This is a genomic window from Streptomyces sp. NPDC057307 (genome assembly GCF_042667665.1).
Taxonomy (GTDB): domain Bacteria; phylum Actinomycetota; class Actinomycetes; order Streptomycetales; family Streptomycetaceae; genus Streptomyces.
On the sequence record NZ_JBHUZM010000122.1, the window covers coordinates 3,337 to 23,085 of the forward strand.

Here is a 19,749-nt window from a genome sequence, read left to right on the forward strand (position 1 = left end):
CCGGGCGGTGCGGGCTGGGGGGTCCCCCGCGGCGGAGGGAGCTGGTTGTCGGTCTTTGCGGGGTGGGGGGTGGGTGGGGCGCGGACCGGGGAGGCCCCGGCCCGCGCACGGCGGGCTCAGACGGCGAGCGCCTGCGCGCGGCGCTTCACCTCCGTACCGCGATTTTCGCTGAGGGCCTGCGCGGGCGTGCCCGGCAGGGACGGGTCGGGAGTGAAGAGCCATTCGAGCATCTCTTCGTCGGTGAAGCTGTCGTCCCTCAGGAGCGTCAGGGTCCCCGCGAGGCCCTTGACCACCTTGTCGCCGTCGATGAAGGCGGCCGGCACCTGGAGCGCGCGGTTCTCACCGCGGCGCACGGCGATCAGCGTGCCGTCCTTGACGAGCTGGCGTACACGCGTCACCTCGATATCGAGCATTTCGGCGATATCGGGCAGGTGGAGCCAGGCAGGGACGAGAGCATCGATCTTTGCGTCAATCTCAGTCACAGGACAAGCCTGCCATCCCGGACTGACAGTCGGAAGCCGAGCCGGGTCAGAGGGCTGTCAGTTTGAGCGGTACGGCGGGGTCGGCGGCACGCTCCGTGTCGATCCGGGCGCCCGCCGCGACGAGTTTGCGGCCCTGCGCGAGATCGCGCGGTCTGCCGACGGCCAGCAGCGCCACCAGCACCCCCTCACGCAGCCAGAGGACCGACCAGGCGGCGCTCGCCGGGTCGCCGCGCCGGAGCAGGGTGTCGGCGTGGGCGTGGTGGCCCGCGTACTGCACGAAGCGGCCGAACTGCTCGGACCAGAAGTACGGGACCGGGTCGTACGGCTCGTGCGCCTCCCCGACGATGTCGGCGGCGACGGTGCGCGGCCCCTGGAGAGCGTTGTCCCAGTGGTGCACCATCAGCCGCTCTCCGTAGCGGGCCGAGGGGAACGAGGCGCAGTCCCCGACCGCGTACACGCCGGGCTGTGAGGCGCGCAGCCGGTCGTCGGCGGTGACGGCGCCCTCGGGGCCGGTCGCGATGCCGGAGCCCGCCAGCCAGGCCGTGGCGGGTCTGGCGCCGATACCGACGACCACCGCGTCCGCCGCCAGCTCGCGGCCGTCGGTGAGGAGCACCCTGCCGGGTTCGACGGCCGCCACGCGCGCGTGGGTGAGGAGTTCGGCGCCGCTCTCCGCGTACCAGTGCGCCATCGGAGTGGCGACCTCGGCGGGCAGGGCGCCGGCGAGGGGACGGCCGGCGGCCTCGACGACGGTCACCGCGCAGTCGGCCTCCCTGGCCGCGGTGGTGAACTCGGCGCCGATCCAGCCGGCGCCGACCACGACGATGTGCCGCCCGCCGTCCAGGACGGGGCGCAGCCGCGCGGCGTCGTCCAGGGTGCGCAGCAGGTGGACACCGGGCACGCCCTCGGCGCCCGGCAGCGTGATCGGCTCGGCGCCGGTGGCGATGACGAGTACGTCGTACGGAACCGGCCCCGCCTCCGTGTCCAACTCCCGGTCCCCGGGGCGTACGCCGGTCACTTCGAGACCCAGTCGCAGTTCCACGGAGAGCGCCTCGAAGTCCACGTCGAAGGCCGAACTCTCCGCCGTCCCCAGGAGGACGGCCTTCGAGAGTGGGGGCCGGTCGTAGGGCTGGTGCCGCTCGGCGCCGATGAGGGTGACGGGGCCGTCGTGGCCCAGTTCGCGCAGTGCCACGGCGGTCTGCACACCCGCCATACCCGCGCCGACGACGACGGTGCGCCGCTCGTCCGTCTGCTTCCGCTGCTCGCTCACCCGATCACCTTAAGGACCCGGCGGGGACGACGACTCCCTTACAGGGCGCGGGGACAGGGGGTTACGCTGACCTCCGAAGCAGTTATCGGCAGTAGCGAACAAGAGACTTCACACCTCGCGGGAGCCCGCACGCAGCGGGCTGAGAGGGAAGCTGACACGGCCTCCGACCGTACGAACCTGATCCGGGTCATGCCGGCGAAGGGAGGAGCTGGACGCCCATGCGGTCATCTCATACCGACGTCCTCGTCGTCGGGGGCGGGATCATCGGCCTCGTCACGGCCTGGCGGGCGGCGCAGCGCGGGCTCGGTGTCACCGTCGTCGATCCGGAGCCGGGCGGCGGCGCCGCGCAGGTCGCCGCCGGAATGCTCGCCGCCGTCAGCGAACTCGACCACGGCGAACAGACCCTGCTGGGGCTGAACATCGCCTCCGCGGGGCTCTATCCGGACTTCGTCACCGAGTTGGAGTCGGTCTCCGGCCAGGACACCGGCTATCGCGTCTGCGGCACGCTCGCGGTCGCTCTCGACACCGACGACCGGGCACAGTTGCGTGAACTCCACGCCCTCCAAAGGAGGTCGGGTCTGGAGTCGGAGTGGCTCACCGGCCGCGAGTGCCGGCGGCTGGAGCCGATGCTCGCCCCGGGAGTGCGTGGCGGTCTGCGGGTCGACGGCGACCATCAGATCGACCCGCGCAGGCTCGCGGCCGCCCTCGTGACGGCCTGCGAGCGGTCGGGAGTGGTCCTCCACCGGGCCTGGGCGGAGCGCCTGCGGGTGGTCCGGGACCGGGCCGCCGGGGTCGCCGTGCGCGGCGGCGCCGAACTCGGCGCCGACCAGGTCGTCATCGCCGGGGGCAGCCTCAGCGGGCAGCTCGCGGGCGTGCCGGACGACGTCCTGCCGCCGGTTCGCCCCGTGAAGGGTCAGGTCCTGCGGCTGACGGTGCCACGCCCGTACGCGCCGTTCCTGTCCCGGACGCTGCGGGCCGAGGTCCGCGGCAGCCACATCTATCTGGTGCCGCGCGAGAACGGCGAGCTGGTCGTGGGCGCCACGAGCGAGGAACTCGGCTGGGACACGACGGTGACGGCGGGCGGGGTGTACGAGCTGCTGCGCGACGCCCACGAACTCCTTCCCGGCATCACCGAACTGCCGCTCACCGAGACGCGGGCCGGGCTGCGGCCGACGTCGCCGGACAACGCCCCGCTGCTCGGGCCGACCGCCCTGCCGGGCCTCCATCTGGCGACCGGGCACCACCGCAACGGGGTGCTGCTGACGCCCGTCACCGGTCAGGTCATGGCGACCGTGCTCACGACAGGCGAACTCCCCGACGACGCGCGGCCCTTCACACCGGGCCGTTTCTCCCCCGGCTTCGTGTCCGGCTCGTCGCCGGCCCTCTCCCCCGCCGTCTCCGTAGGTCAGGAGCAGCACGCATGACCGACACCACGCCTTCGTCCGCGCGGGGATCCGTGACCGTGTCGGTGAACGGCGAGGCCCGCGTCCTCGCCGGACCCGTCACCCTCGATGTCCTTGTCGCGACCCTCACCCCCGCCCCGTCGGGCGTCGCCGCCGCGCTCAACGAGACCGTCGTCCCGCGCGGGCGCTGGTCGGCCACCACCCTGTCCGACGGCGACCGCGTCGAAGTCCTCACCGCCGTCCAAGGAGGCTGAGCCAGATGTCCGACGACCGGCTCGTCATCGGCGACTCCGTCCTCGACTCCCGCCTCATCATGGGTACGGGCGGGGCGCCCAGCCTCGACGTACTGGAACGGTCCCTGATCGCGTCCGGCACCGAACTCACCACCGTCGCCATGCGCCGGCTGGACCCCACCGTGCACGGCTCCGTCCTGTCCGTGCTCGACCGGCTGGGCATCCGGGTCCTGCCGAACACGGCGGGCTGTTTCACCGCGGGCGAGGCCGTCCTCACCGCCCGTCTGGCGCGGGAGGCGCTGGGCACCGACTGGATCAAGCTCGAAGTGGTGGCCGACGAACGGACGTTGCTGCCGGACCCGATCGAACTGCTCGACGCCGCCGAGACGTTGGTGGACGACGGCTTCACCGTCCTGCCGTACACGAACGACGATCCGGTGCTGGCCAGGAAGCTGGAGGACGTGGGCTGCGCGGCGATCATGCCGCTCGGTTCCCCGATCGGGTCGGGTCTGGGGATCCGTAACCCGCACAACTTCCAGCTGATCACCGAGCACGCGCGCGTGCCGGTCATCCTGGACGCGGGGGCCGGTACGGCGTCGGACGCCGCGCTCGCCATGGAGCTGGGCTGCGCGGCCGTCATGCTGGCGTCGGCGGTCACCCGCGCCCAGGAGCCCGTCCTGATGGCCGAGGCGATGCGGCACGCGGTCGAGGCGGGCCGGCTGGCCCACCGCGCGGGCCGCATCCCGCGCAGGCACTTCGCCGATGCCTCGTCCCCGACGGAGGGGCTGGCGCGGCTGGACCCGGAGCGGCCGGCGTTCTGACGGCGGTCCCGGGGGGCCGGGGACCGATTGCCGCGATGTGGTGTGTGTGCTGTCACAAGACGGCCCCAGTGGCGTGTCAGGCCTGACCCGGGGCTGCGGGAGTGTCGGTGGCGGCTCGTAGACTCGGCCGGGTGGATACGACGCTCAAGGACCCTCTCGTCGGGCAAGTGCTCGACGGCCGTTACCGCGTCGACGCGCGCATCGCCGTCGGCGGCATGGCGACGGTCTACCGGGCCGTGGACACCCGGCTGGACCGGGTCCTGGCCCTGAAGGTGATGCACCCGGCCCTGGCGACGGACGCCGTCTTCGTGGAGCGTTTCATCCGCGAGGCGAAGTCCGTGGCGCGGCTGGCGCATCCGAACGTGGTCGGGGTCTTCGACCAGGGCGCCGAGGGCGCGTACGTCTATCTGGCGATGGAGTACGTCGAGGGCTGCACGCTGCGGGACGTCCTGCGCGAGCGGGGCGCTCTCCAGCCGCGTGCCGCGCTCGACATCCTGGAGCCGATGCTGGCCGCGCTGGGCGCGGCCCACCGGGCCGGCTTCATCCACCGGGACATCAAGCCGGAGAACGTGTTGATAGGGGACGACGGCCGGGTGAAGGTCGCCGACTTCGGTCTCGTACGGGCCGTCGGCTCGGTCACGAACACCACGGGCACGATCCTCGGCACGGTCTCGTATCTGGCACCGGAGCAGATCGAGTACGGCACGTCCGACACCCGCGTCGACGTGTACGCGTGCGGTGTCGTCCTGCACGAGATGCTGACCGGCGCCAAGCCGCACGGCGGCGACACCCCCGCCCAGGTGCTGTACCTGCATCTGAACGAGGACGTGCCCGCGCCGTCCGCCGCGGTGCCCGGGATGGCGATCGACCTGGACGAACTGGTCGCGGCGGCCACCGCCCGCAATCCGGAGATCCGTCCCGAGGACGCGGTGGCGCTCCTAGCGCTGACCCGCCGGACGCGCGCGGCGCTCGACGACGCGCAGTTGGACGCGGTGCCGCCGCAGGCCACGGCGGCCTCCACGAGGACCGCCCCGGCCGACGCCGGGCCGCAGGACCGCGCGCCGGGCGCGCACGGCGCGGGAGCCGGCCGCACGGGCATCGGCACCGCGTCCGAGCCGTCGCAGGACAGCCACGGCGGCACCGCCGACAGCGGGGCCGGACACTCCCGTAACGCCTCGCTCGCCTCCGTCGCCTCGCACGACGCCTCCGACAGCGCTTCCGCGAGCGGTCTCGGCGACGGCTCCGACGACCGTACGAGCGTGATTCCGCGCCTGGTCCGCCCCCAGGCGGCCTCCGACGGGTCGGATACGCCCGGCCCGTCGGCCGCCTCCTCGGGAGACGGGGTCCGCCGCACCAGCCGGCTCACGATGCCGCCGCCGGGGCCGCCCGCTCCGCCCCATCAGCCGCCGGCGCGCCGCCGGGGCGGGCGTGCCGGCCGCAGACCCCGCAGAGGCGTTCTCACGATCGTGGTGGCCGCGCTGCTGGTGCTCGGTGTGGGCGTCGGCGTCTGGTACATCAACTCGGGGCAGTTCACCCGCGTCCCCTCGCTCCTCGGACAGACCGAGCAGGTCGCGAAGAAGCGCCTGGGCGACGCCGGGCTGGACGCGAAGGTCGAGAAGGACTTCAGCGCGACGTTCGAGCGCGGCACGGTCATGCGCACCGACCCCGAGCCCCGCTCGCGGATCCGGGGCAACGGTTCGGTGACCCTCGTCATCTCGCGCGGCCCGGAGATCGTGCGGGTCCCCGATCTGGCCGGCAAGTCGCTGGCCCACGCCAAGGACGCCCTGAGCGAGGTCGGCCTCGCGCCCGGCGTCATCACCCGGTCCTTCGACGAGGAGACCGACCAGGGCGCCGTCATCCGCTCCCAGCCGAAGGCGGGTACGGAGCTGCGGCCCGACGCCGGAGTGGCGCTGGTCGTCAGCAAGGGCAGGCCGGTCCATATGCCCGACGTGACCGGTCAGTCCGAGGAGGAGGCGACCGCCTCGCTCGAAGACGCGGGACTCGACGTGAAGATCGCGGCCGAGCGGGTCAACTCCCCCGAGGAGGCGGGAGCGGTGGCCGAGCAGTCGGCGAAGGAGGGCAGCAAGCTCGCCCGCGGCGACACCGTCACGCTGACCATCTCCAAGGGCCCGCGGATGATCGCCGTCCCGGACGTCACGGGGAAGTCGATAGACGACGCCAGGACCGAGCTGACGGCGGCGGGCTTCGAGGTGGAGGTCGACCGGAGCTTCCCGTTCCTGGACGACACCGTGTCGAAGCAGTCGGTCGACGGCGGCGAGAAGACGGCCGAGGGCAGCACCATCACCATCACGACCAAGGGAATCTGAGGCTTGACGCTCCCCGACCGCCCGCGCAATCCCGTCGGCGGCCATGTTCCGGTGGCGGGCGGCCTCGCCCGCGTGGGGCTGGCCTGGGCGCGTGACATCGGCGCCGAGACCGTCCAGGTCTTCGTCGCCAATCCACGGGGCTGGGCGACACCGGCCGGGAATCCGGCGCAGGACGAGCAGTTCCGTACGGAGTGCGCCGCCGAGGGCCTGTCGGCGTACATCCACGCGCCGTATCTGATCAATTTCGGCTCCCACACGCCGGAGACGGCCGAGCGGTCCGTGGACTCGCTGCGGCACAGCCTCCGCCGGGGCCGGGAGATCGGCGCCCTGGGCGTCGTCGTGCACACCGGTTCGGCGACCGGCGGACGGCCGCGCGAGGTGGCCCTGGCGCAGGTACGGGAGCGGATGCTGCCGCTCCTCGACGAGCTGACGCACGACGACGACCCGTATCTGCTGCTGGAGTCGACAGCGGGGCAGGGCTCCTCGCTCTGCTCACTGGCCGAGGACTTCGGTCCGTATTTCGACGCGCTCGACTCGCATCCCAGACTCGGCATCTGCCTCGACACGTGCCACATCTTCGCGGCGGGCCACGATCTGGCCGCGCCCGGCGGGACGCACCGGACGCTGGACGAGTTGGTGGGAACGGTGGGTCCGGGGAGGCTGAGGCTGATCCACGCCAACGACTCCAAGGATGTGTCGGGCGCGCGCAAGGACCGGCATGTGAACGTCGGCGCGGGTCATATCGGCGAGGCGCCGTTCCGGGCGCTGTTCTCGCATCCGGCGACCGAGGGGGTGCCGTTGGTGATCGAGACGCCCGGCGGCAAGGAGGGGCACGCGGCGGATGTGGCCCTGCTGAAGAAGCTGCGCGAGGACGGACGGCCCTGAGGCGGAGCCGGCCCTACAGCTCCGGGCCGTCCCCGGGGCCCTCCTGGTACGAATAGCGCTGCTCGCCCCAGGGGTCGCCGATGTTGTGATAGCCGCGCTCCTCCCAGAAGCCGCGGCGGTCGGCGGTCATGTATTCCACGCCCCGGACCCATTTCGGGCCCTTCCACGCGTACAGATGCGGCACGACGAGCCGCAGCGGAAATCCGTGTTCGGCGGTGAGGAGTTCGCCGCCTTTGTGCGTGGCGAAGACGGACCGTTCCGATGTGAAGTCGTCCAGCCGGATATTGGCGCTGTATCCGTACTCGGCCCAGACCATGACATGGGTGACGCTCGGTGCCGGCGGAGCCAGTTCCAGGAGCGTACGGGCGAGTACGCCGCCCCATTCGGCCCCGAGCATGCTGAATTTTGTCACGCAATGCAGATCGGCGACGACTGTCGAGAACGGCAGCGCCGAGAACTCCTCGTGATTCCAGCAGCGCTTGTCGCCGTCGGCCGTGGCGCCGAAGACCCGGAACTCCCAGCGGTCCGGCTTGAACTTGGGCACAGGCCCGTAATGGGTGACCGGCCAGCCCCGTTGGAGCCGCTGCCCCGGTGGGAGCCCGGACTGCGCCGACTCCCGCTCTTCCCGGCTTTCCGGCTGACCCATGCCTTCCATGGTGACAGACCGCGAAGGGTGGTCATGACCAGGTACGGCCCGATTCCGGCAACTGCTACTAAGTAGGGCCTTACTGGACGCCCTTCTGGCACGGTGCGAGGATGCGCGCATCCTGGCCAGTCCCCGTGTGGAAGGAGCCTCTGCGATGCAGGGCGACCCCGAGGTCATCGAGTTCCTCAATGAGCAGCTGACCGCCGAATTGACCGCGATCAACCAGTACTTCCTGCATGCCAAAATGCAGGAGAACTTCGGTTGGACGAAGCTCGCGAAGTACACACGGGCCGAGTCGTTCGACGAAATGAAGCACGCGGAGATCCTGACCGACCGGATTCTCTTCCTGGACGGTCTGCCGAATTATCAGCGGCTTTTCCATGTACGTGTGGGACAGACCGTCACCGAGATGTTCAACGCCGACCGGCAGATCGAGGTGGAGGCGATCGACCGGCTGCGGCGCGGTGTCGAGGTGATGCGGGCCAAGGGCGACATCACCTCGGCGAAGATCTTCGAGTCGATCCTCAAGGACGAGGAGCACCACATCGACTATCTCGACACCCAGCTGGATCTGGTCGAGAAGCTCGGTGAGGCGCTGTACATCGCCCAGCTGATCGAGCAGCCGGACAGCTGACGGTAGGTCGGCGGGCTGACGGACGGGCCTCGGCGGACCGGTGTGTCAGGCGGCTTCCCGGCCCACGGACGTGGCCCGTCCCGCGGACGTGGCCGCCGCTCGTACGACGGCGGACTGCGCGGCAGCCGCCTGCACGAGGGCCGACTGCGCGACCGCCGTCTCCGCCACCGTGGTCTCCACGGCCGCCGTCCCCAGCAGTTCGCGGCGCGGGCAGCCGCCACGGCCGAGGATCGACTGGATGCTGCGTACGCACGAACCGCAGTCCGTGCCGGCCTTCGAGGCCGAGGCGATCTGGCGGGGGGTGCACGCACCCGCCTCCGCGTGTTCCCTGACCTGCTTCTCGGTGATGCCGAAGCATGAGCAGACGTACACGCGGTTCACCTCCGGGCGGGATCGTTCGGTCGGCGCCGCCCCGTTTCGAACGGTGAGGCAAACCTAACCTTACCTGTCGTCCGGCGCGCGCGACAGTCCCCCATACGTGGGTGGGGCGCGGATCACATCGCGATCCGCGCCCCACCGTGCGTACTGCTCCGCGTCCCCGACGCGGCTACGACAACGCCCTACTGCGCGCGGTACATCTCCGCGACCAGGAAGGCCAGATCGAGCGACTGGCTGCGGTTGAGCCGGGGGTCGCAGGCCGTCTCGTACCGCTGGTGCAGGTCATCGACGAAGATCTCGTCGCCGCCGCCCACACACTCGGTGACGTCCTCACCGGTCAGCTCGACATGGATGCCGCCCGGGTGCGTGCCGAGGCCCTTGTGGACCTCGAAGAAGCCCTTGACCTCGTCGAGCACGTCGTCGAACCGGCGGGTCTTGTGGCCGGACGCCGCCTCGAAGGTGTTGCCGTGCATCGGGTCGGTCACCCACGCCACGGTCGCGCCGGACGCGGTGACCTTCTCGACCAGCTCGGGGAGCTTGTCCCTGACCTTGTCGGCGCCCATCCGGACGATGAAGGTCAGCCGGCCGGGCTCGCGCTCGGGGTCGAGCCGGTCGATGTAGCTGAGCGCGTCGTCCACCGTCGTCGTCGGGCCGAGCTTGATGCCGATCGGGTTGGCGATCTTCGAGGCGAACTCGATGTGCGCGCCGTCGAGTTGACGGGTGCGCTCACCGATCCAGACCATGTGCCCGGAGACGTCGTACAGCTTGCCGGTGCGTGAGTCGACGCGGGTCAGCGCCGACTCGTAGTCGAGGAGCAGCGCCTCGTGCGAGGAGAAGAACTCGACCGTACGGAACTCCGCCGGGTCGGTGCCGGCCGCCTTCATGAAGTTCAGCGCGTTGTCGATCTCGCGGGCGAGCCGCTCGTAACGCTGGCCGGACGGGGACGACTTCACGAAGTCCTGGTTCCAGGCGTGCACCTGGCGCAGGTCCGCGTAGCCACCGGTGGTGAAGGCGCGGACCAGGTTGAGCGTCGCGGCGGACGCGTTGTACATCCGCTTCAGACGCTCGGGGTCCGGGGTCCTCGCCTCCTCGGTGAAGGCGAAGCCGTTGACGGAGTCGCCGCGGTAGGTGGGCAGCGTCACACCGTCGCGCGTCTCGGTGGGCTTGGAGCGCGGCTTCGAGTACTGGCCGGCGATCCTGCCCACCTTCACCACCGGCACCGACGCCGCGTAGGTGAGGACCGCGCCCATCTGGAGCAGGGTCTTGAGCTTGCTGCGGATCTGCTCGGCGGACACGCCGTCGAAGGCCTCGGCGCAGTCGCCGCCCTGGAGCAGGAACGCCTCGCCCTTGGCGACGGCCCCCATCCGGGCGCGCATCTGGTCGCACTCACCCGCGAAGACGAGCGGCGGATAGCTTTCGAGCTCCGCGACGGCGGCGCGCAGGGCCTCGGCATCGGGATACTCGGGCTGCTGCGCCGCGGGGAGGTCTCGCCAGGTCGCCTGTGCGGCGGGTGCTCGGGTGTCAGCGTTCACGGTCACGCGGACAACATTACGGGGTCCCGGCAGCCGCCCATGCCCTCTCTCAGTGACTGAGACGGCCGTCCGGGGTCGTCCCACGGGCGGCCGATGTCGGTTATGCTCCGCGGCATGTTGGCGCAGCTGAACCAGGCTTGGTGGTGGACCGCACATCCGGCGGTCCGCTGATTCACGCGCGCAACACCGAATCGCAAGGCCGCCCGAGGGGCGGCCTTCCGTGTTTCCCGGCCTGTCGGCCGGCACGGACCGGGAATCGGGGCCGTTCCTCCCTCTCCTCCGGAAGGGACACACCCCGTATGCGCGACACAGAGACCAGCAGGCTCCTGACGAGACTCCTCGCCGACGACGGCCCGCCGTTCGCCCTGCTGCGCCGCCGGACACCGGGGCGGGACCACGACCTGGTGGAACTGCTCGTCGGCGACGTGCACGAGGCGACGCGGCTGGCCGACATCCCCGCCGACGACGAGCGCCCCTCGCTCGCGCTCGTGCCGTTCCGGCAGATCCGGGAGCGCGGCTTCGAGGCGCACGACGACGGCACGCCCCTGTCGGTGCTGGTCGCCGACGAGACGTACGAGCTGCCGCTCGCCGACGTCCTCACATCTCTGCCCGCGCACCGGGTCCGGGTCGAGGACGGCGCCTTCGACATCGACGACGAGCGGTACGCGGAGATCGTCCGGCGCGTCGTCGAGGACGAGATCGGCCGCGGCGAGGGCGCCAACTTCGTCATCCGCCGGACCTTCGAGGGCCGGATCCCCGGCTTCGGGCGCGCCGACGCGCTCGCGCTCTTCCGGCGGCTGCTGGCCGGCGAGCGGGGCGCGTACTGGACCTATGTGGTGCACACCGGAGAGAGGACTCTGGTCGGGGCGAGTCCCGAGGTGCATGTGCGGATGAGCGGGGGCACGGTCGTGATGAATCCCATCAGCGGCACGTTCCGCTATCCGCCCGAGGGGCCGACCACCGAGGCGCTGCTGGAATTCCTCGACGACCGCAAGGAGACCGACGAGCTGTCGATGGTCGTCGACGAGGAACTCAAGATGATGTGCACCGTCGGTGACATGGGCGGGGTGGTGATCGGCCCCCGTCTCAAGGAGATGGCCCATCTCGCGCACACGGAGTACGAGTTGAGGGGGCGCAGCTCGCTCGACGTCCGCGACGTGCTGCGGGAGACGATGTTCGCCGCGACCGTCACGGGATCGCCGGTGCAGAACGCCTGCCGCGTCATCGCGCGGTACGAGCCGCCGGGGCCGGACGGTGTCGGGCGCGGCTACTACGCCGGCGCGCTGGCCCTCGTCGGCCGGGACGCGGGCGGGGCACAGACCCTCGACTCGCCCATCCTGATCCGGACGGCCGACATCGACGCCGACGGCGGGCTGCGGGTGCCGGTGGGGGCGACGCTCGTACGGCACTCCGACCCGGCGGGCGAGGTCGCCGAGACCCATGCCAAGGCCGCGGGGGTGCTCACGGCGCTGGGGGTGCGCACCGGGCGGCCGGGCGGCGCCTCCGTACGGAGGTTGCTCGCCGACGACCCGCGGGTCCGGGCAGCGCTGGACTCGCGGCGGGCCCAGCTGGCGCCGTTCTGGCTGAAGATGCGGGAGCGGTCGGCGTCGCTGACGGGCCACGCGCTGGTCATCGACAGCGAGGACACCTTCACGGCGATGCTCGCGCACCTGCTGCGGTCGGCGGGCCTGGAGGTGACGGTGCGGCGGTACGACGAACCGGGCCTCCGTGAGGAGGCGGTGCTCGCGCACCGGGGGCCGGTGGTGCTCGGCCCGGGGCCGGGCGATCCGTCGGACGCCGGCGATCCCCGGATGCGGACGCTGCGGGCGCTGACCTCCGTACTGCTGCGTGAACACCGGGACGGGCTGCTGGGCGTCTGCCTCGGCAACGAACTCATCGCGGCGGAGCTGGGTCTCAGGACGGCGCGCAAGCGGCTGCCGTATCAGGGCGCGCAGACCCGGATCGAGCTCTTCGGCAGGACGGAGACCGTCGGCTTCTACAACAGCTTCACGGCCCGCTGCGACGACGCCGAGGCGGCGGAGCTGGGGGCTCGGGGGATCGAGGTGGGCCGGGACGGCGCGGGTGAGGTGCACGCGCTGCGGGGACCGGGCTTCGCCGGGGTGCAGTTCCACCCGGAGTCCGTACTGACTCTGCGCGGCCCGGAGATCGTCGCCGGTCTCGTCGCGGGCGCGATGCGCGGGAGTGGGTCGGAGCGCCGGCGGGAGGGCGTACCGGAGGTCTAGGGCGTGTTCGCGAAGTAGCGCCGTCCGCCCGTAGGGCGGGGCGCGCGCCCCGCCGCGGAGCGGCTGATGTCTCGTCGGTGCGGTGCGTCGCAAGGCGGAGGATCGGCGTTGTGGATGGACCGGCCGTATTCGGTCGATTCCGACAACGCGGGGGGGCACCTCCCGTGGCCCCCTGGGGCCTACGGGGGAGAGGTGCCGTCCAGCCGCCGCAGGCCAGGCGGGACTTCGCGGACACGGCCCAGGGACGTCCCGCAGCGCCGGACGGGCCGGTCTCGGCCCGTCCGGCGGGTGAAAGGCACCGCGCGCCGAGCGGTCAGCCGAAGAAGACGCCGACCTCTTCGTAAAGCTCCGGCTGGACGGTCTTGAGTTCCGCTATCGCCTCGGAGATCGAGACCCGCACGATGTCCGTGCCGCGCAGGGCGACCATCTTGCCGAAGTCGCCGTCCCGCACGGCCTCGATCGCGTGCAGCCCGAATCGCGTGGCCAGCCAGCGGTCGAACGCGCTCGGCGTGCCGCCGCGCTGCACATGGCCGAGGACCGTGGTCCGTGCCTCCTTGCCGGTGCGCTTCTCGATCTCCTTGGCCAGCCACTCGCCGACGCCCGACAGCCGGACATGGCCGAAGGAGTCCAGCGTCCCGTCCTTGAGGATCACCTCGCCGTCCTTGGGCATCGCGCCCTCGGCGATGACGACTATCGGCGCGTAAGACGCCTTGAAACGCGACGTCACCCAGGCGCAGACCTGGTCGACGTCGAAGCGCTGCTCCGGGATGAGGATGACGTTCGCGCCGCCCGCGAGGCCCGAGTGCAGGGCGATCCAGCCCGCGTGCCGCCCCATCACCTCGCAGACGAGGACGCGCATGTGCGACTCGGCGGTGGTGTGGAGGCGGTCGATCGCCTCCGTCGCGATGCCGACCGCCGTGTCGAACCCGAAGGTGTAGTCGGTCGCCGAAAGGTCGTTGTCAATGGTCTTGGGCACGCCCACACAGGGCACACCGTGTATGTCGGAGAGCTGGGCCGCCACGCCCAGGGTGTCCTCGCCGCCGATCACGACGAGAGCGTCGACCTCGCTGCTCGCGAGGTTCTCCTTGATCCGGCGGATGCCGTCCGACTCCTTGAGCGGATTGGTGCGCGAGGATCCGAGGATGGTGCCGCCGCGGGGCAGGATGCCTCGCACGGTGGGGATGTCGAGCCGTACGGTGTCGCCTTCCAGCGGTCCGCGCCAGCCGTCCCGGAAGCCGGTGAACTCGTATCCGTACTCCTGGACGCCTTTGCGCACGATGCCTCGAATGACCGCATTGAGCCCTGGGCAGTCGCCGCCCCCGGTCAATACTCCGACCCGCATGGAAACACTTCCCTTCGCCGTCGGTGACGCACCTGAGCCACGCCTGAGTGACACAGGTCACCCCGGCATGGTGCGCAGGGTCATTTCCGTTGCACCAGAGGGCGGCGGGAGGTGGTTGCGGGACGGCGGCGGGCCGGGCGGGCGTTCACACGTCGTCGAGGCCGCGCTCGATCGCGTACCGCACCAGCTCAACGCGGTTGTGGAGCTGGAGCTTGCCGAGGGTGTTCTGTACGTGGTTCTGCACCGTGCGGTGCGAGATGACCAGGCGCTCGGCGATCTGCTTGTACGAGAGCCCCTTGGCGACCAGGCGCAGCACCTCGGTCTCGCGCTCGGTCAGCTGCGGCACCTTGGGGTCGTCGGACGCCACGGGCGCGGGCTCGGAGGCGAGCCTGCGGTACTCGCCGAGGACCAGGCCGGCGAGTCCGGGGGTGAAGACCGGGTCGCCGACGGCGGTGCGCCGTACGGCGTCGGTCAGTTCGGCCGTACTGGCCGACTTCAGCAGATAGCCGGTGGCACCCGACTTCACCGCTTCCAGTACGTCGGCGTGCTCGCCGCTCGCCGAGAGGACCAGGACCCGCAGGCCGGGCTGGGAGCCGACGAGTTCCTTGCAGACCTGGACGCCGGGCATGCCGGGCAGGTTGAGGTCGAGGACGATCACGTCCGGGGTGGTGGCGGTCGCCCGGCGCACCGCCTGGGGGCCGTCACCGGCTGTCGCCACGACCTCGAAGCCGGCCTCGGCCAGGTCGCGGGCGACCGCGTCGCGCCACATGGGGTGGTCGTCCACGACCATCACTCGTGTCGGACCGGCCACGGCGCCGGCCGTGTCGCCCTCGTTCTTCCGCGTCTGCTCGCTCATCGCTCCGCCTTCCCCCGTGGAACCGGTGAAACCCGTGGAACCTTCAACTCGACCTCCGTGCCCTGGCCCGGGACCGAGATCAGCTCGGCCGTACCGCCCAGCTCCCGCAACCGCCCCCGGATCGACAGGGCGACACCGAGCCGCCCCTCCCCCTCGGCCTGCGCCAGCCGGCCCTCCGGGATGCCGGGGCCGTCGTCCCTGACCGTCACGATCACCTCGTCCGGCGAGTCCTCGACCAGGATCCAGGACCGCGCGCCGTCACCGGCGTGCTTGCGGACATTGTCCAGGGCGGCGTTCACGGCGGCGGCCAGCTCCCTGGCGGCCGGGGGCCGGAGCAGGACGGGGGCGCCCGGCTCGGCGAGCGTCACCGCGGAGCCGGCGAGCGGCGCCAGCAGCGTACGCAGATCCCACAACTCGGCCCCGCCGACGCCCTCGCCGTCGCTCCCGGCGTCGCTTCCACCCTCGTACTCCGCGTCGTCGATCGTGCGCACCACCGCCCCCAGCGAGGCGTCCTCGGAGGCGCGCGTGGTCGGCACGAGACCGCTGGAGACGAGTGTCCGCAGGGCGACCTCCTGCTCCCCGGCCATCCGGCCCAGCTCCGCCGCCTCGCCGCCGAGGGCCGTACCGCGCCGCTGCACCATCGCCAGGACCTGGAGCACGCTGTCGTGGATGTCGCGCGCCAGGCGCTCGCGTTCCCGGGTGGCCGCCTCGATCTCCAGGGCGCGCGCCAGGGTGCGTTCGGAGGCGCGGGCGACCTCCACGATGTAGCCGATCGCGATGGACGCCACCCACACCAGCAGCACGTTGTGCAGGGTGTCCCGGCTGGGGTTGCCGCGCCCGACCAGGTTGGCGACGGCGACCAGCGAGGAGGCGAAGGCCGCCCAGCGCCAGCCGCCCTTGACGGCGAAGGCGAGGACGGCGCCCGCGGTCCATATGCTCGGCAGGGTGGGGCCGTCCTCGTACCGCGCCTGTACGTCGGCCACCGGGGTGAGCAGGACGCCGGCGAGGGCGAGGGTGAGGTCGACGCCGAGGAAGCGCTTGGTGCAGCTGACGGCGTTGGCCACCTTGGGCAGCGTGGCGACCGTCCACACGACGACGACGGCGAGGTACGTGGCCGCGACCCAGGGGCGTTCGAACTTGTCGCGCGCGAAGGCGGCGATGAGGACCGCGTAGACCATGGTCAGCAGGCGGTACGCGGTGAGCGCGCGCCACAGCGGCTGCTCGACCGACATCCGTACGACCCGTTCACGTCCGGCCACGTGTCCCCCTCCCTGGTACTCCCTGATTCACGGATTCCTCCCGGGCGCCGCTCGCCGGACGGACCTGATCAGCCCGTCTTCCCGGTCTTCTCCGCTTTCTCCGCCTTCTCGGCCTTCGCCTTCTCCGCCTTCGCCTCTTCGGCGATCTTGCGCTTGGCCGCCGTCGCGTAGATGTCGACGTACTCCTGGCCGGAGAGCTTCATGATCTCGTACATGACCTCGTCGGTCAGCGAACGCAGGATGAAGCGGTCGCCCTCCATGCCTTGGTAGCGGCTGAAGTTGAGCGGCTTGCCGATCCTGATCCCCGGCCGCATCAGCTTCGGCACCACCGTCCCCGGCGGCTGGATCTTCTCCGTGTCGATCATGGCGACCGGGATCACGGGCGCGCCGGTGGCGAGCGCCACGCGCGCGAGGCCGCCGGGCTTGCCCCGGTAGAGCCGGCCGTCGGGCGAGCGCGTGCCCTCCGGGTAGATGCCGAAGAGTTCACCGCTCTCCAGTACCGCCATGCCGCTCTTGATGGCCGCCTCGCCCGCGCCGCGCCCGCCGGAGCGGTCGACCGGCAACTGGCCGACACCCTTGAAGAACGCGGCCGTGAGCCGCCCCTTCACACCCGGCGAGGTGAAGTACTCCGCCTTGGCGATGAAGGTGACCTTCCGGGTCAGGACGGCCGGGAGGAAGAACGAGTCCGAGAAGGAGAGATGGTTGCTCGCGAGGATCGCCGGCCCCTCGTCGGGAATGTTCTCGATGCCCTCCACCCAGGGCCGGAAAGCAAGCTTGAGCGAGCCTCCGATGGAGAACTTCATCGCGCCGTAGATCAACTCGGGTGCCTCCTGTGTGCTGTCGACCGACCTTAACCCGCGGGGGGCGCGCGGGTTCCGTCCTGGGGCGCCGACGGCTCTGGTCGGTGTCGGTCCGGTCGCGTACGGTGAAGTACCACTCCCAGACTCACGAACAGGAGACCCTGTGCCGGTCCTTCCTGGAGCCGAGCCGTACCGCCACGAGGGCGGAGAGGTCGGCGTCCTCCTCTGCCACGGATTCACCGGTTCCCCGCAGTCGCTGCGCCCGTGGGCCGAGTATCTGGCCGCCCGGGACCTCACCGTGTCGCTGCCGCTGCTCCCCGGGCACGGCACCCGCTGGGAGGACATGCAGATCACCGGCTGGCAGGACTGGTACGCGGAGGTGGACCGGGCGCTGCGGGAGCTGGGCGAGCGGTGCGAGCGGGTCTTCGTCTTCGGTCTCTCCATGGGCGGGACGCTGGCGCTGCGGCTCGCCGCCAAGCACGGGCACGCGGTCAGCGGCGTCGCCGTCGTCAACCCGGGAAACAAGGTGCACGGCCTTTCGGCGTACGCCCTGCCGCTCGCCCGTCATCTCGTCCGGACGACGAACGGCCTGCGCAGCGACATCGCGCTGGAGGGCAGCGAGGAGGTCGGTTACGACCGGGTCCCGCTGCACGCGGCGCACTCGCTGCGGAATTTCTTCCGGCTGGTGGACGGGGAGCTGCCCCAGGTCACCCAGCCGCTGCTGCTGATGCGCAGCCCGCGTGACCATGTCGTGCCCCCGGCCGACTCGGCGCGGATCCTCGGCCGGGTGTCGTCGACCGACATCCGGGAGGTCGTCCTGGAACAGAGCTACCACGTGGCGACGTTGGACCACGATGCGGAGCGGATTTTCGAGGAGAGTCACGCGTTCATCGGCCGACTCGCTCCGAACGTCGGGAAGAAGGGGAGCACAACCGGTGGCTGAGCATGACGCGGACCGCGAGCCGCAGCCGATCGACGAGGACGCCGCGTGGGCGGCGATCGTCGCGGGGTACGGGGAGGAGCCGGCCGATCCGCCGGGTGCCAAGCCCTTCAAGTCGGTCGAGGACCTGGCGCTCCTGGAGAGCGACCGGAACAGCAGCGAGCCCGCGACCCCCAAGGACAAGGGGTCCGGGACCACGAAGGCGGACCTGGGGCCGGTGAACCGGTCGGACGCCGGGCCGGACACGAAGCCGGACACCGCCGCCGGCACCAAGCCGGACACGGCCGGGGCCGACGCCGAATCGGCCGTGGCACCCGCGCCGGTGCCCGAGCCCGCGCGTGAGCCGGACGCCAAGCCCGACAAGCCCTCGCTCGGCAGCTCGATCGTCTTCGCGCCCGGCGTGGCCGACGGCGGGCCGCGCGACTACTCGGTGGCGGAGCCCAAGGACGACGACCTCGACGACAGCGACGAGGGCCACTTCGTACCGCCCGAGCCGCCGCCGCTGCCCGAGGCCGATGTCACGGCCAAGTTCGCCTGGCTCGCGGTGATCGGCGGCCCGGTGCTCATGCTCCTCGCCGTGCTGTTCCAGTGGGAGATGACCTGGTGGCTGACGACGGTCTGTATCGGCGGCTTCCTGGGCGGTTTCGCCACGCTGGTGGCGCGCATGCAGCATGACGACGACGAGGGGGACGATCCGGGCCGCGGCGCGGTCGTCTGACCGGCGCACGTCCTGACCTGCGTCTGTCCCGTACACAGCTCCGTGTCCGCCCTGACGCGGCGCCAGTCCTGACACGGCTCGCGTCCCGTCCAGGGCGCCCATCCTGACCCCGCGTCGGATCCGACGCGGGGTCAAGCTCCCTTTCGGGAGCGGTGGTTCACGACGCGGGCACCCGCAGGGCGGCCAGCACCGGAAGGTGGTCCGTCGCCGCCCGCAGGTCGCCCGGCTCGACGCCCGGCAGGCCCAACGGCACTCCGCAGCCCAGCACTTCGACACCCTCGGTCGTGAAGATCGCGTCGATGCGCTGGTGCGGATCGGCGGGTGTCGAGGTGTACTCGCTCCCCCACGGCTTGACCGCCCAGGCGTCCCGAAGCTCCCCCGCGATCCGCCGGAACGAACGCCCCTGCGGCCGGTCGTTGAGATCGCCCGCCACGATCGTGTGCGGCACGTCCATCGCCCGGACCCGGTCGAGCAGCATCCCCGCCTGGGCGAGGCGCTCGTCGGCCCGCAGGCTGAGATGGCAGCTGAGCAGCCCGACGCGGGCGCCGCCGATCCGTACGACGGCCGTGGCGAAACCGCGCCGGTGCAGTCCCGGTGTGAGCGGCAGCAGTACGTCCTCCGTACGCTCCACGGTCGCGCGCAGCGAGCACAGCAGCAGCGGGCCCGCGGCGGTGCCGCCGCCGCTGAGGACGACGAGATCGGTCCGGGCGGCCAGCCACGCGGCGCGCTTGCGCCAGCGGAAGAAGCGCGGTGCCTCCTGGGCGAGGACCAGATCGGGCTCACAGGCCCGGATCACCCGGGCCAGCGCCTCGCAGTCGTCGCGCATGGAGCGGATGTTGTAGCTGAGCACCCGGATCACGGCCGAACCGTCGGGCTCGGTACGGGAGTCGGGCAGCGAAATCATGGGGACGGGTCCACCCTGTCCACTCACCGGAGTCGTCACCGGTCCACGATAGGCCAACGCCCGCCGCGCCCTTGAGGGG

General features: G+C 71.5%; 19 protein-coding genes and 1 riboswitch. Of the genes, 9 read left to right on the plus strand and 10 right to left on the minus strand.

Going from position 1 to position 19,749, the window contains the following annotated elements; all coding sequences use genetic code 11:
• Positions 1-116: 116 nt before the first annotated feature.
• A complete protein-coding gene (locus ACFUN8_RS29640) occupies positions 117-482 on the minus strand; it encodes an Rv2175c family DNA-binding protein (protein ID WP_383644110.1) in 366 nt (121 codons plus the stop codon).
• Positions 483-528: 46 nt separating this feature from the next.
• The gene (locus ACFUN8_RS29645) at positions 529-1,692 is read right to left on the minus strand and encodes an NAD(P)/FAD-dependent oxidoreductase (protein WP_383644160.1); all 1,164 of its coding nucleotides are present in this window, start codon (positions 1,690-1,692) and stop codon (positions 529-531) included.
• A gap of 164 nt (positions 1,693-1,856) precedes the next feature.
• A riboswitch (TPP riboswitch) is annotated at positions 1,857-1,971 on the plus strand.
• On the opposite strand from ACFUN8_RS29645, the gene thiO reads away from it, so the two are divergent.
• The 5 genes from thiO (at position 1,968) to ACFUN8_RS29670 (ending at position 7,418) form a co-directional block, all read left to right on the plus strand.
• Positions 1,968-3,173: a glycine oxidase ThiO gene (gene thiO, locus ACFUN8_RS29650; protein WP_383644113.1), complete on the plus strand. Its 1,206-nt coding sequence runs from the start codon at positions 1,968-1,970 to the stop codon at positions 3,171-3,173. Its footprint overlaps the riboswitch before it by 4 nt.
• Positions 3,170-3,406, plus strand: a complete 237-nt coding sequence (gene thiS / locus ACFUN8_RS29655) for a sulfur carrier protein ThiS (RefSeq protein ID WP_383644116.1) — start codon at positions 3,170-3,172, stop codon at positions 3,404-3,406. Before thiO ends, thiS begins: the two co-directional genes overlap by 4 nt.
• A gap of 5 nt (positions 3,407-3,411) precedes the next feature.
• Positions 3,412-4,206, plus strand: a complete 795-nt coding sequence (locus tag ACFUN8_RS29660) for a thiazole synthase (protein ID WP_383644119.1) — start codon at positions 3,412-3,414, stop codon at positions 4,204-4,206.
• Between the two features lie 131 nt (positions 4,207-4,337).
• On the plus strand, positions 4,338-6,533 hold the full coding sequence (locus ACFUN8_RS29665) for a PASTA domain-containing protein (protein WP_383644122.1): 2,196 nt from the start codon (positions 4,338-4,340) through the stop codon (positions 6,531-6,533).
• Positions 6,534-6,536: 3 nt separating this feature from the next.
• Positions 6,537-7,418 carry a deoxyribonuclease IV gene (locus tag ACFUN8_RS29670; RefSeq protein ID WP_383644125.1) on the plus strand — a complete coding sequence of 294 codons (882 nt, stop codon included), beginning with the start codon at positions 6,537-6,539 and terminating at the stop codon, positions 7,416-7,418.
• Between the two features lie 13 nt (positions 7,419-7,431).
• On the opposite strand, the gene ACFUN8_RS29675 is transcribed toward ACFUN8_RS29670, so the two are convergent.
• Positions 7,432-8,064, minus strand: a complete 633-nt coding sequence (locus ACFUN8_RS29675) for a sulfite oxidase-like oxidoreductase (RefSeq protein ID WP_383644128.1) — start codon at positions 8,062-8,064, stop codon at positions 7,432-7,434.
• A gap of 154 nt (positions 8,065-8,218) precedes the next feature.
• Between ACFUN8_RS29675 and bfr the strand changes: the two genes are divergently transcribed.
• Positions 8,219-8,698: a bacterioferritin gene (gene bfr / locus ACFUN8_RS29680; protein WP_383644131.1), complete on the plus strand. Its 480-nt coding sequence runs from the start codon at positions 8,219-8,221 to the stop codon at positions 8,696-8,698.
• Between the two features lie 45 nt (positions 8,699-8,743).
• On the opposite strand, the gene ACFUN8_RS29685 is transcribed toward bfr, so the two are convergent.
• A complete protein-coding gene (locus ACFUN8_RS29685; RefSeq protein WP_383644134.1) occupies positions 8,744-9,079 on the minus strand; it encodes a bacterioferritin-associated ferredoxin in 336 nt (111 codons plus the stop codon).
• 179 nt (positions 9,080-9,258) lie between these two features.
• Positions 9,259-10,614: a class II 3-deoxy-7-phosphoheptulonate synthase gene (locus tag ACFUN8_RS29690; protein WP_382572236.1), complete on the minus strand. Its 1,356-nt coding sequence runs from the start codon at positions 10,612-10,614 to the stop codon at positions 9,259-9,261.
• Positions 10,615-10,907: 293 nt separating this feature from the next.
• Here ACFUN8_RS29690 and ACFUN8_RS29695 point away from each other — a divergent pair, with 293 nt between their 5' ends.
• On the plus strand, positions 10,908-12,851 hold the full coding sequence (locus ACFUN8_RS29695) for an anthranilate synthase family protein (protein ID WP_383644138.1): 1,944 nt from the start codon (positions 10,908-10,910) through the stop codon (positions 12,849-12,851).
• A gap of 313 nt (positions 12,852-13,164) precedes the next feature.
• On the opposite strand, the gene ACFUN8_RS29700 is transcribed toward ACFUN8_RS29695, so the two are convergent.
• The 4 genes from ACFUN8_RS29700 to ACFUN8_RS29715 form a co-directional block, all read right to left on the minus strand.
• The gene (locus ACFUN8_RS29700; protein ID WP_383644141.1) at positions 13,165-14,193 is read right to left on the minus strand and encodes a 6-phosphofructokinase; all 1,029 of its coding nucleotides are present in this window, start codon (positions 14,191-14,193) and stop codon (positions 13,165-13,167) included.
• A 145-nt stretch (positions 14,194-14,338) separates the two neighbouring features.
• Positions 14,339-14,983: a response regulator gene (locus ACFUN8_RS29705; RefSeq protein WP_383644163.1), complete on the minus strand. Its 645-nt coding sequence runs from the start codon at positions 14,981-14,983 to the stop codon at positions 14,339-14,341.
• 62 nt (positions 14,984-15,045) lie between these two features.
• Positions 15,046-16,308 carry a MacS family sensor histidine kinase gene (gene macS / locus ACFUN8_RS29710; protein ID WP_383644144.1) on the minus strand — a complete coding sequence of 421 codons (1,263 nt, stop codon included), beginning with the start codon at positions 16,306-16,308 and terminating at the stop codon, positions 15,046-15,048.
• A 68-nt stretch (positions 16,309-16,376) separates the two neighbouring features.
• Positions 16,377-17,126: a lysophospholipid acyltransferase family protein gene (locus tag ACFUN8_RS29715; RefSeq protein ID WP_383644148.1), complete on the minus strand. Its 750-nt coding sequence runs from the start codon at positions 17,124-17,126 to the stop codon at positions 16,377-16,379.
• Between the two features lie 145 nt (positions 17,127-17,271).
• Between ACFUN8_RS29715 and ACFUN8_RS29720 the strand changes: the two genes are divergently transcribed.
• Positions 17,272-18,051 (plus strand): alpha/beta hydrolase, encoded by a 780-nt coding sequence (locus tag ACFUN8_RS29720; RefSeq protein ID WP_383644151.1) that lies wholly within the window; start codon positions 17,272-17,274, stop codon positions 18,049-18,051.
• Entirely contained in the window at positions 18,044-18,766 is a 723-nt protein-coding gene (locus ACFUN8_RS29725; RefSeq protein ID WP_383644154.1) for a hypothetical protein, read from the plus strand. The genes ACFUN8_RS29720 and ACFUN8_RS29725 overlap by 8 nt, the downstream gene beginning before the upstream one ends.
• 157 nt (positions 18,767-18,923) lie before the next feature.
• On the opposite strand, the gene ACFUN8_RS29730 is transcribed toward ACFUN8_RS29725, so the two are convergent.
• Positions 18,924-19,670, minus strand: coding sequence for an endonuclease/exonuclease/phosphatase family protein (locus ACFUN8_RS29730; RefSeq protein WP_383644157.1), 747 nt, complete (start codon positions 19,668-19,670; stop codon positions 18,924-18,926).
• Positions 19,671-19,749: the final 79 nt, after the last annotated feature.